Source organism: Tateyamaria sp. 7Alg 36 (assembly GCF_059882455.1).
On record NZ_CM187613.1, the window covers coordinates 937,323 to 950,546 of the forward strand.

Below are 13,224 nucleotides of genomic sequence, written 5' to 3' on the forward strand. Positions count from 1 at the left end.
CACATCTTTGCGTTTCGCTCGTAACCTGTCAATGATCCTGTCTTGGATTGTTTGCCGACGGAGCGGGAATGACAGAACGCAAAAGCATCCGGTCGAAAAGGCCGCGCATCACATCCTTTGAGGTGGCAAAGGCGGCGGGCGTCTCGCAGCCGTCTGTTTCACGGGCGTTTACGCCGGGTGCGTCGATCACCAAGGAAAAGCGCGAGCGCATCCTCGCCGCAGCGCGCGAGTTGGGATATGTGCCGAATGTTTTTGCATCCAGCCTGTCGCGGCGGTCATCCAAGATCGTTGCCGTGATCAGTGGCAACCTGAACAACCCGTTCTATTCCGAATCGCTGCAATGTTTTGTCGAACAGATCCAGCGCACAGGGCGACAAGTTCTCGCCTTTACGGTGCAAGAGGATCAGAACAGCGACGAAGTCATGATGCAAGCGCTGCGCTATCCGGTGGATGGGGTCGTGGTGACATCCGCCAGCGTGACTTCGACCATGGTCAAACTGTCCGAGGGTTTGGGCATTCCGGTCATCATGTACAACCGGCAAGTGCCGGGGGCGAATATTCCGTCGGTGGTGTGCGACAACACTGCCGGTGCGGGCGCGCTTGCGCGGCGCATGTACGCCGCTGGGGCGCGGCGGTTTCTGGTGCTGCGCGGTGATCCCAACGGGTCCACCAGCAAAGCCCGTGTCGAAGGGTTCCGCGACGGTTTCCGGTCCCTCTCGGATGTAGAGATCGAAGAAATCGACGGCCAGTCCAGCTATGCCGGTGCCTATCGCGCCACGGTGGCGCGCTTTGACGGACCGTCGCCCAACTGGCCCGATGCGGTGTTCGGGGTGAACGATGTAATGGCAATTGGCGCGGCAGACGCGTTGCGCGGGCATTTTGGGAAGTCCATTCCGGACGACATCATGCTGGCCGGATTTGACGGTATCCGCGAAGGACAACGCGCACCCTATCGTCTGGCCACGGTGCGCCAGCCGATTGAGCGGATGGTGACAGAGGCGCTTGAACTGCTGGACGCCGCCAAAGAGGACGAGGACAACCCCGCCCCGCTGCGCATCATTCAGGGCGATATGATCCCCGGCGCGACGCTTGGTATGCGCGACGACTGAGGCCACGAAAAAGGCGCCGCCGTTTCCGGCGACGCCCTGAGAGCTTCAGCAGTACAGCGGCTTATTCAGCCGCATGCACTCCGGGGATAAAGCCGAAGTCGAAGGCAGAGGGCGCACCGCGCTCTTTCTTCATGCTGCCGCGCAGCTTTTCGGTCGCCGCCGTGTCCAGCACATCCGCCTCGGAAATGATCACGCCATATTGGCTTTCCGCCTTTTCGCGCGACACGAGGTCATTCTGCACATCGGTCAGCACCTTTTCGGCAGGACGGTCCAGCGGGTCGCCCCAGCCGCCCGATCCGGCTGTGATGAATACGATACGATCACCGGGTTCGACCTTGAGGTTGTCGAGTTTGGAGGAAATCCGTTCGCGTTCTTCCGAACCGGCGCGGATGATCCACTTGCTGGATGTGCCCCCGTGCAGACCGCCGTTGATGCCCCATGGTGGCACAACTTCGCGGTCGTCGTGGATGCTGACCGACCCTGCCGCAAGCACGCGATAGGTCTTTTCGATCCCTGCCCCACCACGGTGCAGACCGGCCCCGCCTGCGTCTTTCACAGGGCGATAGCTGTCTACGATCACGGGGTAGTAGTTCTCAACATACTCAATCGGCGTGGCCGAGAACAGCGGCCACCACGCGTGACCGTCAAGCCCGTCGCCGCGTGGACGCCCGGGTACACCGCCGAACAACAGTTCCATCAACTGGAAATATTTCCCGTTGTCGTCTTGGCCGGTAAAGATGAAGTGCGGGCTGGTGCCATAGCCTGCCGCCATCGACAGGTGCGGCGCTTGTTGACCCAAGGCACCGGCCTGACAGTCAAAGAACCGCGTGTGCGTGTTCAGACGGTTGGACAGGGCTGCGGGGAACTTGGGGTTCAGTAGGCTACCCTCGGGCAGGATCACCTCGAACAGGTCATAGAAACCTTCGTTGAACATGATCTTCGGATCGAAAGCCATGATCATGTAGACCCCGAAGAACAGCTTGCACAGCCCTTCATGGATCAGGAAGTTAATCGGCCCTTCGGCCTGATCATCGGTGCCTGTCCAGTCAAACACCGCCTTGTCGCCTTTGCGATAGATCGACAGCTTCATCTTGAACGGACCGTTGCCGACACCGTCATCATCCACATAATCGGTAAAGCTCACCGACTCTTCGGGGATGTAGTTCTTGATCAGAACCTGCATCGCGTCGCGGGTCCGGTTCAACAGCAACTCGCACGCATCCAGATAGGTCTGGCGCCCGAAACGGTCGCAAGTTTCCTGCACGCGCCGTTCGGCTGTCCGGCATCCGGCCACCAGCGCCATCAGGTCGGCACGGTTCATGTCCGGCGTGCGGGTGTTGTTGAGCATGATCTTCAACACACCTTCGTTCAGCACCCCTTTTTCATAGATCTTGACGGGCGGCACGCGCAGCCCCTCTTCCCAGATCGACAGGGCATCGGATGGCATGGAACCTGGAACCTTGCCGCCGACATCGACCATATGGCCGAAGATCGAGGAAAAACCGACATGGACCCCCTCGTGGAAGATCGGCAGCATCACGCACCAGTCGTTATTGTGCGAGATGGAGCCCTTACACGCATAGGGATCATTCCAGACGAAAATATCGCCCTCGTTGATATCGCTGCCGTATTCTTCGACGATACCGGGGATATACGATCCGAACTGTCCCACGACCATGCGCCCTTGGGGGTCACAGATCATCGGGAATTCGTCATGCTGTTCGCGGATCACGGGCGACAGGGCGACCCGTACCACAACGCTGTCCATTTCGAACCGTGCGTTGAGCAGGGCGTTCTCGATCAGATCAAGAACGATGGGATCGACTTTCTTTGTCATGGCTTATGCTCCCTTCTTCGTGTTGGGCCAGATCAGCAGGTTGCCGGTCGGATCGACATCGGCATAGTGATCGGGCAACAGCACGGTGGTGGTGTCGTATTGGCGGATGATGGCAGGCCCTTCGATACGCGCACCGGCGGCAAGCTTGTCGCGGTCCACATGGGGTGTGTCGACCCATGCCCCGTTAAAGTATCCTTGGCGGACTTCCATCGTGGCCTCGGCGATATCCTTGGTGCCTTCGGCGGGCGCGGCCTCTTCCACGGGCGGCGTTGCGCCGGTGGCCACGACGCGCAGGGCGACCATCTCGATCGGCAGGTCAAAGCGCACACCGTAAAGGCGTTCGTGCGTATTGTGGAAATCATCCAGCACCGATTCCAGCCCCGAGGAGCTTTCAACCACGTCGGACGGCACGGTGATCGACACTTCGAACCCTTGCTGTTCATAGCGCAGATCGACCGTATAGGTCAGCCCGCGGTCGGCTTCGGCGACGTTTTCCTCGTCCAGCCACGCAACCGCCTGTTCGCGCAGCGCGGTGAACTGTTCGAACAGATCCGCATCGTTCATGCCCGCGATGGAGCCGATGAGCGTGCGCACCATCTCGTTCTTGAACTCGGCCTCAAGAAAGCCCAGTGCAGACAGGACGCCCGGATTGTGCGGGACCACAACGGGATAGCAGCCGAGGATCTGGGCCATCGCATTGGCGTGCAGCGGACCCGCCCCGCCGAAGGCGACGATGCCGAAGTCACGCGGATCAAGCCCGCGCTGCACGGTGATAACCCGCAACGCGCCCAGCATCACCTCGTTAGCGATGTCGAGGATACCTTGAGCCGCCGCCTCTGGCGTGAGGTCCAGCGGTTGCCCGATCCGGTCGACCGCCTCGCGCGCGCCTTCCAGATCAAGGCTCATGTCGCCGCCCAGCAGTTTCGGCGGCAGATAGCCCAGCACCACGTTAGCATCCGATACGGTCGCCTCGGTACCGCCACGGCCATAGGCCACCGGCCCCGGCGCCGCACCGGCAGAACGCGGACCGACCCGCAGCGATTTGGTGAGTTCAGAGATTTCGGCGATGGAACCGCCCCCTGCCCCGACCGAACGCACATCCAGCGTCGGCACTTTGGCAGGGAAATACCCCACATCGGTCGAACGCGTGATCGTCGCCTCGCCGTCGATGATGACGGACACATCGGTCGAGGTGCCGCCCATGTCAAAAGCAATCAGCTTGTTCAGCCCCGTGCGCCGCGCCACCATCGCCGTGGCGGTCACACCACCGGCAGGGCCGGACAGCACCGTATGGACGGGGCGCTTGGCCGCGGCCTCGGCGCTCATCAGCCCGCCATCGGAACGCACGATGTGCAGGCGGCTTTGAACGCCCGCTTCGTCCAGACGACGTTCGATCCGGCCCAGATAGCGGGTCATGATCGGGCGCACATAGTCGTTCATCACTGTGGTGATCGCGCGGTCGTACTCGCGGAACTCGGGCAGAATGTCCGAGGACAGCGACACATGCATGTCGGGGAAATGCTCTAGCACAATTTCGCGCAGGCGCTGTTCGTGGGCCGGATTCGCATAGGAGTGCATGAGCGAAATGGTCAGCGCTTCGATACCCGAACCACACAGGTCCTTGATCAGCGCCGTGGCCGCGTCTTCGTCCAGTTCGGTGATGACGTTGCCGCGTGCATCCATCCGTTCGGGAATGCCGCGCGTGTCGCGCAATGCGGCCAGCGGATCGGGTTTGTCCATCACGATCCAGCCGAACAACGGGCCCGGTGTCCATGATTTAGCAAGGTGCAGCACATGTTCGAATCCGGCAGTGGTCAGCAGACCGACCCGCGACCCCTTGCCTTCCAGAACCGCGTTGGTCGCCACGGTCGTACCGTGCAGGACCAACGAAATATCTTCGGGTTTCACCCCCGCCTTTTCGCAAATCAGGCGCACACCTTCAGCGACACCGATGGACTGATCCTCTGGCGTTGATGGCGTTTTCGCCCTGTAAGTCTTGCGGGCCACATCGTCATGCAGCAGCAGATCCGTAAAGGTTCCGCCAACGTCGACTCCCAACCTCATGCAACTTCCCTTCCTGTGTTTTCGTCTCGGTTCCGGTTGCCGTCCTTAAGGAAACTGCACCGCTCCGAAACATCTTGAATGCGTATTCACAAAAGCCTAACATTCTTCTCAGTTCAAGAAAAATCTACGGGTCATTTTCAAACCCGCGGCGTGAGGAACACGGAATTATGTCAGGAAAGACACTCTACGATAAACTTTGGGACAGCCATGTTGTGCACGATTTCGGCGGGGGCGAGGCGCTGGTCTATGTAGATCGCCATCTGGTCCACGAAGTGTCCACGCCGCAGTCGTTTGCCTATCTCGACAGCACCGGACGCCCCATGCGTCGACCTGAATTGCAGCTTGCTGTGGCCGACCATGCGGTACCCACCACCGACCGTGGCGCCACCATCAAAAGCGAACTGGCCCGCAAACAGGTCGCCCGCCTGAAAGAAAACGTGGCCAAGCACGATGTACCCTATCTGGCGCTAGACGGGGACCGCCACGGCATTGTGCACGTGATCGGGCCGGAAACGGGTTTCACCCTGCCCGGTTCCATCCTTGTCTGCGGTGACAGCCACACGTCGACCCACGGGGCGTTCGGCTGTCTGGCCTTTGGCATCGGTGCGTCTGAATGCGGCGCGGTTTTTGCCACGCAGTCCCTGCGCCAGACCAAGCAAAAGACGATGCGCGTGACCCTCACCGGCGGCCTACCCGCTGGGGTGACGGTCAAGGATGTGATTCTCGCCCTGATCTCGCAGATCGGCACGGGCGGCGGCGTCGGTTATGCCATCGAATTTGCGGGCGACACCACCCGCGCCCTGTCGATGGAAGCGCGCATGACCCTGTGCAACATGGCGATCGAGGCAGGCAGCCGTGTCGGCATGGTGGCGCCTGATGAGACCACCTATGATTACCTCAAAGGCCGCCCTCTTGCGCCTCAAGGCGACGACTGGACCGAGGCGCTGTCCTACTGGAAAACTCTGCCTTCCGACCCAGACGCGGTGTTTGACAAGGAAATCACCTTCGACACCTCCGACCTTGCGCCGCAAGTTTCTTGGGGGACAACGCCGGAACAGACAGGCGCGGTTACAGGTCAGGTGCCGGACCCTGATTCCATCGCCGAACCTGCGCGCGCCGAGCGGATGCGCAAAAGCCTTGCCTATATGGGGCTGACCGCCGGTCAGAAGCTTTCCGACATCCCCGTCGACCGTGTCTTTATCGGCTCTTGCACCAATGGCCGCCTCGAAGACCTGCGCGCCGCCGCCACAGTGCTGCGCGGCCGTAGCGTCGCCAAATCCGTCGTGGCCATCGCCGTTCCGGGGTCTGCCGCCGTGCGCCTTGCCGCCGAGGCCGAAGGCCTGCACGAAGTCTTCCTTTCCGCCGGCTTTGAATGGCGCGAGGCGGGCTGTTCCATGTGCGTCGGCATGAACGGCGACACGCTGGCCTCGGGCGAACGCTGTGCGTCGACCTCCAACCGCAATTTTGAAGGGCGTCAGGGCATAGGTGGACGCACACACCTTGTCTCGCCCCAAATGGCTGCTGCCGCCGCCGTCACCGGCCATCTCACCGACGTAAGGGAGCTTATCTGATGACCCCGCTCAAAACATTGCGCAGCACCGCCGCGCCGGTTCTGCAAAACGCAATCGACACCGACATCATCTTTCCGGCGCGATTCCTGTTGCTGATGGACCGTGTCGGCCTTGGGAAACACGCTTTTGCCGATTGGCGCGGCACGGATTTCCCGCTGGATGTCGCCCCTTGGAAGGGCGCTGAAATCCTCGTCGTCGGGGAAAATTTCGGCACGGGGTCGTCACGGGAACAGGCGGTCTGGTGCCTTGCCGATCTGGGCATTCGCTGCGTGATCGGGCGCAGCTTCGGGGAAATCTTCTTTTCCAACTGTTTCAAAAGCGGCGTGTTGCCGATCCGCCTGACCGACGATGAAATCGCGCCTGTCGAAGCTGCTGCAAAAGCGGGCGAACAGGTCGAAATCGACGTGGAGGCACAGGAAATCCAGTTGTCGAACGATGTCATCATTCCCTTCACGCTCGATGCGCACCGCAAACGGATGCTGCTGGAAGGGCTGGATGACATCGGCCTCATCCTCGAAGACCACGCGGACGAAATCGCGCAGTTTGAACAGACGCGCCCCGCGTGGCTGAACCTGACCCGCGACAGGTTCGACGCGTTGACAGGCACGGATCAATGACGCGTCCCGTCGCCTGTATTGGCGCGGGCACGGTGGGCAGCGCTTGGGCCGCTGTTTATGCCCGTGCAGGCCACGAGGTTCGCCTGTTTGACGCGGTGCCCAGCACGGTGGACAGCTTCGCCCTGCCCCGCATCCGCGCCACGCTCGAAGACCTCGCCCGCGCGCGCCCGACGGGCGAAGACGTCGAAGCCACATTCGCACGCATCCATCACGCCGCCACTCTGGCCGAGGCCGTAACCGGCGTCGAGGCGGTGCAGGAAAGCGTGCGCGAGGAACTGGAGATCAAGCGCGCCGTGTTTGGCGACATCTCTGCCGCCGCGCCCGAAGATGCGCTGCTGATGTCCTCCACCTCTGCGCTGCGCGGCTCTTTGTTCCTGACGGATGTGGTCAATCCGGCCCGCGCCTTGGTCGCGCATCCGGTCAATCCACCCTCGCATATTCCGCTGGTGGAACTTTGCGGCACGGGCGAAACCACGCCCGACACCATCGCACGCGCCCGCCTGTTTCTTGAGCACTGCGGCATGGAGCCCGTTGTTCTGAATAAGGAAATCGAGGGGTTTCTGCTGAACCGTCTGCAATACACGTTGGTGGCCGAGGCGATGCACCTTGTCGGCGAAGGCTACTGCTCGCCCGAGGATATCGACCGCGTTCTGACTTCGGGGCTGGCACTGCGGTGGGCGTCGATCGGGCCGTTCATGACGGCCCATTTGAACGCGCGCGAGGGCTTTCAGGGCTTTGTCGACCAGCTGGGCGACATGATGAAAACCATGGGGCGCGAGGCGAACACCGCCTATGACTGGCCCCCCGAACTGGCCGCTGACATCCACGCCCGCATGGCCGCGCAGCAACCTGTGGACACCATTCCCGACGCACAGGCATGGCGTGATGCGCGCATCCTCAAAACACGCGCCTTGCAGGATTCGGACACGCCCCCCGGACACCGCTGACGGTATCCGAGGGGTGTTTATTCAGGCCTCGATCTGTAGGTCGATCAGGGCCTGCTGGCCGCCCGCCACTGCCGCCAGTGCCTGATCAATGGCACGCGGCAGGTCTGCGGGATCACTCACCGCAAAACCTGCCCCGCCATGCGCCCGACAGATCGCCGCGTAATCCGGCGCGGGCGACAGATCGGCCAAGAACATGCCGTTTCCGGCTGCCGCCGCGCCTTGCGGATACATCGCCAGCGTCGAATTGCGCACGGCACCCCAGCGGCGGTTGTTGAAAATCACCGTCACCATGGGCAGATCGTGGGCCGCCGACGCCCAGTGGCACGCCACCGGATTGTTGAACATATAGGCCCCGTCCCCCAGCATCGCGATCACGGGGCGGTCGGCGATTCCGTCGCGCTTGTCCGCCGCCGCCACACCCAGTGCCGCGCCAAAACCGAAGCCAAGCCCGCCCGCAGGGGTGAAACCGTAAAACTGCCCGGGTTCCGAGAATTTAGCAAAGTCGGTACGGAAGGAATATTCGTTCACGATCACCGCCTTTTGCGGCAGATGCTCGGCAAGGATGGCCGACGCCAGCTCGGCAGTGAAACGGCCACGATCCACCGACTCGCGGGTCAGACGACGCGCACGCACGTCCGCCACTTTGGCCCGTCGCGCGGCCACGCGCTTGGCCGTGTCGCCATGCGGCGTGCCCAACGCGTCCGACAGCGCAATCAATGCGGCAGCAGGCGACGCGATGATACTTTCTGCTGCTCCGAACGAACGCAGCGGATAGTTGGCAAACAGCGGGTCGCGGTCAATTTCCCACAGTGGCGCAGTGGGCCTGACCGGCGTCGCATTTGGCACCCACGGCACGTCGCACGCGATGGAAATGATCAGATCAGCTCCGACCAGCAAGTTCTTGGTATCAAAGCCAATTGCCATATCGTGCTCAAACGGCAGGTTCACCGAACGCGCATTGAATTGCACCACGGGCAAGGCCCAGTTTTCCGCCAAGGCGGTCAGCGCGGCGCATCCGCCGGCCTCACGGCCAGCGTTGCTGGTCACGATCACGGGGTAGTCTGCGGCTTTGATCGCCTCGGCCAGACGGTCAATACTGTTGGCGTCAGGGGCGCCCTCGTTCACGCGACTGCGGGATCTTTTGGGGCGATCCGCACGCACCTCTCGGGCCAGCAATTCACGCGGCAAAGACAGATAGACCGGACCGGGCGGTGGCGCTTCGGCGATATCAAGCGCACGGATCGCCACGTCTTCGACCTGATCGGCAGAGCGTAGTTCGTAGTCCCATTTGACCGCTTCGCGCAGCATGCCGCCTTGATCAAACATCTCTTGCGCCCAGTGGATGAACCGCGACCGCGTGCCCGGTTCGCCCTCTTCCGTCAGGGGGGTGCGGCCCGCTGCCAACAGAACAGGCACAGCATCTCGGGATGCGTTTAGCGCGCCACACACCATGTTGGCAGTTCCAACGCTGACGTGCACCATCGCCGCCTGCGTTCGTCCGGTGCGCAACGCATCGCCGTGGGCCATCGACACAGCAAGGTTTTCATGCGGCACCGTATAAGGCAGCGGCAGCGCGGTTTCCTTGTCCGAGCGCCTTTCATAAGCCTCGATGATGGACGGAAAATCGGTGCCCGCAACGGCATAAAGTGCATCGACACCCCCGTCGCTCAGCGACTCAAGCCACGCCTCTGCCGCCAGTTTGGGCCGCACGCCGTTCCCGTCTTCTTCACCTTGCGCCATCACAGATTTCTCCTTGCTAAATTTGTCCATACAATATCGCAAACCCCCCGAAACCAATAGCGATTTTTAACCCGACAGGACGGAGTTTGATCAAAAAATATCATTCTGTTCCAATTGATTAGCAAAATCTCGCGATATGTCTGCCAATGGCGAAAAACAATGACATGCGCGCGAAAATCGCCTAACATGAATACGCATACAAAAATAAAACACGGCATTCCCTGACAGGGGGAGAAAGGACACCATGACCTATCAATCGACCAAACGGACGTTCCGTATCGGCGCGAGCCTTCTGGCTTCTGTCGCCCTCATCCCATTTGCAGGCAGCGCCAGCGCGCAGGCCCTCGGGATCGGCACCACCCAAGGGGGCGCGACCGGCCAGATCGGCACCGCGCTTGCGCAAGTCATCTCGATGAACAGCGATCTGCAAGTCATTCCGCAGATCAGCGCGAACACCTCGCAATACATCGTCCTGCTGGATCAGGGCAAAGTCGAGCTGGGCATTGCCAACTATCCCCAGACCTATTTCGCGATGACCGGCACCGGCATGTCCTCGGAACCGGCGGAAAATCTGCGCCTTGTTGCCACCATGATGCCGTTCAAAGCGGCATTGCTGGCGACCGAAGACAGCGGTATCGCAAGTTACGCCGACATCAAGGGGCATACAGTCCCGCGCTATCCCGAAAACTCCTTGGGTGATTTTGTGGTTCAGGCGGCCCTCGCCTCGGGCGGGCTGACATATGACGACGTGACCTCGGTGCCGATTGCCAATTTCCCGCAGCAATATCAGGCGTTTAAAGACGGTCGCATTGACGTGACCATCGGCGCTGTCGGTTCGCAGGCAACATTCGAACTTGAAGCGTCCCGTGGCGACATCCAGTTCCTGCCGGTATCTGCGGACACGCTTTCGGCGGCGCAGGAATTCCTGCCCGGATCCTATATCGCGGATATCGACGCCTCGGACGACATTCCGGGACTTGATGCGGCCACTGCCGTTTTCGCCTATGACTATTTGCTGTTTGCCAATGCCGATGTGCCGGATGAACAGATCGCCAAGGTCACGGCAGCGATCTATGACGGCGTCGAGTTCCTCCAAGGCACCTCCCCGCTTTGGGCCGAATTCGATCCGGCGCAGATGGGTAAGAAAGCGGACATTCCATACCACCCCGGTGCGATCTCTTTTTACAAAGAAAAAGGCTTGATCGACTAACACACCCCCGACTGGCTGGGCGCGATCCGCGTCCGGCCATTTTTTCCAAAACGAAAAAACCGGGCCAGCGCCCGGTTTTTTGTGCCTTGAGTTATTGGGAACTTGTTCAGGCGGGATTGGCAGCCGATTTACGGATCATCATGGAATAGCCGACAATCAGCGCCAGACCGAACAGCGACAGGCCATATTCCAGCACCGCAGGCCCAAGCTGGCGCAGCGGCACAATGATCAACACCCCCGTCACCAACGCAACGCCCCGCATCAGCGGCGACAATGGTGCGCGCCCGTGCCCGATGATCGCCGCCGATACGAGGATCAGCGCGACCAAGGCACTGGCGAAGACATAACAAATCTCGAACCACGGGCCTGCCATCAACAGGCCGGGTTTGTAGATGAACAAAAAGGGCAGGAAATACGCGATCCAGCCGAACTTGAACGCCTGTATCCCCGTCTGCAATTGCGGCGCGCCCGAGATTGACGCAGCCGCAAATGCGGCCATGGCAATAGGCGGCGTGATCATCGACAACATGCCATAATAAAACACAAACATATGCGCCGCGAGGGCCGGAATACCCAATTGCACCAGTGCCGGTGCGGCCATCGTCGCCAGCAGTAGGTAAACACCCGTCGTGGGCAGGCCAAGGCCAAGAACAATTCCCACAAGTGCAGTGACCAGCAGTAGGCCGAACATGTTGCTGCCGCCGAACTGGATCAGGAACAGCGACAGGGAAAAGCCGAGGCCCGTCGTCGCCAGCAACCCGATGATCATGCCAGCCGCCGCACAGATCAGCAGCACATCACAGACCTGCCCACCCGTCTTGCGCACAGTTTGCGCAATCTCGACCGGCGATAGCGCCGAGGCAGAATGCTGCCCTGCCCCCGTCGCCCGCTGATAAGCCCAAAGCGCCAGCGCCACAGTCACAATCAGTCCAAGCGCCCAGATCGCGGCCACTTCGGCCTGCGTGTCCCACGCAAAGATCGCCCCCAGCAGCACAACAAACGCACCCAGCGGCAACCAGCCACGGGTCAGCACATCGCGCAGGCTGACCTGCTCGATCCAGTCCGCCTCGGCATGGCCATCGCGGCGCGCGATAAAGTCGATCTGGCAATAAAGCGACAAGTAATACAGCGCCGCAGGCAGGATCGCCGCCAGCAGGATGTCGCGATAGGGCATCTGCAACAACTCAGCCATCAGGAAGGCCGCCGCGCCCATGACGGGTGGCGCAAGTTGCCCGCCGGTCGAGGCGACCGCCTCGATCGCGCCCGCCTGATCCGCGCGGAACCCCGAACGGCGCATCATCGGAATGGTCATGACGCCAGTGGACATGACGTTCGACACCGCACTGCCCGAAATTGATCCGAACAGGCCCGACGCCACGACCGACACTTTCGCCGTGTTGCCCGGACCGCGCCCAGCAACGCGGGTGGCCAGTTGGGTGAAAAAGTCGCCGCCGCCCACGGCCAGCAGAATGCCGCCAAACAGTACAAAGATAACAACGACAAAGGCCGCGATTTGCAGGGCCGCGCCCCATGTGGCCGCACTGTCGGTGCCGATGAAACGCATCACGTCCTCGAACGACTGCCCGCGCCCCCGCAAGGGGCCAGGCACGTAGTCGCCCCAGAACGCATAGGCAAACATCGCGCCAGTGATCACCACCAGCGTCCAGCCAACCACGCGCCGCAGCCCTTCAAGGACCAGCGCCGTGGCGACGACCCCGATGGCCAATGCTTCGGTCGGGTACATGTGGCTGCCTTCGATCAGAACCGGAAAGCGGACAAAGACCCACAGGCCCAGCCCAAGGGCCAACAACGCCAGCACCGCGTCTATCCAGCCGCGCACGCCCTGCGCTGCCTCCAATTCTCGGATGAACACCACGCAGATCGCCGCGCCCAGCAACAGGGCCGCCGTCTGCTCGGGATAGATCAGGAACCCCATACGCTGCGGGATCGACAGCACCCAGATTACCGCCACGACAGGTACGCAAAAGGCAAGGATCGCGCCAAGCGGGCTGAAATATGTGCGAAGGGTGTTCAGGGGCATTTTATGTCTTTCAGCATCTGCCTCGAACCGCACCAGCGGCCAAGGCAAGGGTCAACCGCGCCCGCCAATTGGCAGGCGCGGCATGGGT

9 protein-coding genes are annotated in these 13,224 nt (G+C 61.3%); 5 read left to right on the forward strand and 4 right to left on the reverse strand.

What is annotated here, in order from left to right; translation table 11 throughout:
• The first annotated feature begins 68 nt into the window (after nucleotides 1-68).
• Nucleotides 69-1,109 (forward strand): LacI family DNA-binding transcriptional regulator, encoded by a 1,041-nt coding sequence (locus AC6GQJ_RS04515; RefSeq protein WP_500772190.1) that lies wholly within the window; start codon nucleotides 69-71, stop codon nucleotides 1,107-1,109.
• A 61-nt stretch (nucleotides 1,110-1,170) separates the two neighbouring features.
• Here AC6GQJ_RS04515 and AC6GQJ_RS04520 read toward each other — a convergent pair whose 3' ends face one another.
• Nucleotides 1,171-2,946, reverse strand: a complete 1,776-nt coding sequence (locus tag AC6GQJ_RS04520) for a hydantoinase B/oxoprolinase family protein (protein WP_500772192.1) — start codon at nucleotides 2,944-2,946, stop codon at nucleotides 1,171-1,173.
• A 3-nt stretch (nucleotides 2,947-2,949) separates the two neighbouring features.
• Complete coding sequence (locus AC6GQJ_RS04525; RefSeq protein ID WP_500772194.1) at nucleotides 2,950-5,010, reverse strand: hydantoinase/oxoprolinase family protein; 2,061 nt, start codon at nucleotides 5,008-5,010, stop codon at nucleotides 2,950-2,952.
• A 167-nt stretch (nucleotides 5,011-5,177) separates the two neighbouring features.
• Here AC6GQJ_RS04525 and leuC point away from each other — a divergent pair, with 167 nt between their 5' ends.
• Genes leuC through AC6GQJ_RS04540 form a run of 3 tightly spaced genes read left to right on the forward strand, consistent with a single transcriptional unit; the run spans nucleotide 5,178 to nucleotide 8,145 of the window.
• A complete protein-coding gene (leuC, locus tag AC6GQJ_RS04530) occupies nucleotides 5,178-6,581 on the forward strand; it encodes a 3-isopropylmalate dehydratase large subunit (RefSeq protein WP_500772196.1) in 1,404 nt (467 codons plus the stop codon).
• Nucleotides 6,581-7,198: a 3-isopropylmalate dehydratase small subunit gene (leuD, locus tag AC6GQJ_RS04535; RefSeq protein ID WP_500772198.1), complete on the forward strand. Its 618-nt coding sequence runs from the start codon at nucleotides 6,581-6,583 to the stop codon at nucleotides 7,196-7,198. The genes leuC and leuD overlap by 1 nt, the downstream gene beginning before the upstream one ends.
• Nucleotides 7,195-8,145: a 3-hydroxyacyl-CoA dehydrogenase NAD-binding domain-containing protein gene (locus AC6GQJ_RS04540; protein WP_500772200.1), complete on the forward strand. Its 951-nt coding sequence runs from the start codon at nucleotides 7,195-7,197 to the stop codon at nucleotides 8,143-8,145. Before leuD ends, AC6GQJ_RS04540 begins: the two co-directional genes overlap by 4 nt.
• Nucleotides 8,146-8,166: 21 nt before the next feature.
• On the opposite strand, the gene AC6GQJ_RS04545 is transcribed toward AC6GQJ_RS04540, so the two are convergent.
• Complete coding sequence (locus AC6GQJ_RS04545) at nucleotides 8,167-9,885, reverse strand: thiamine pyrophosphate-requiring protein (protein ID WP_500772202.1); 1,719 nt, start codon at nucleotides 9,883-9,885, stop codon at nucleotides 8,167-8,169.
• Between the two features lie 244 nt (nucleotides 9,886-10,129).
• Here AC6GQJ_RS04545 and AC6GQJ_RS04550 point away from each other — a divergent pair, with 244 nt between their 5' ends.
• The gene (locus AC6GQJ_RS04550) at nucleotides 10,130-11,095 is read left to right on the forward strand and encodes a TAXI family TRAP transporter solute-binding subunit (RefSeq protein ID WP_500772204.1); all 966 of its coding nucleotides are present in this window, start codon (nucleotides 10,130-10,132) and stop codon (nucleotides 11,093-11,095) included.
• A gap of 106 nt (nucleotides 11,096-11,201) precedes the next feature.
• Here AC6GQJ_RS04550 and AC6GQJ_RS04555 read toward each other — a convergent pair whose 3' ends face one another.
• Nucleotides 11,202-13,136: a TRAP transporter permease gene (locus AC6GQJ_RS04555; protein ID WP_500772206.1), complete on the reverse strand. Its 1,935-nt coding sequence runs from the start codon at nucleotides 13,134-13,136 to the stop codon at nucleotides 11,202-11,204.
• Between the last annotated feature and the right edge of the window lie 88 nt (nucleotides 13,137-13,224).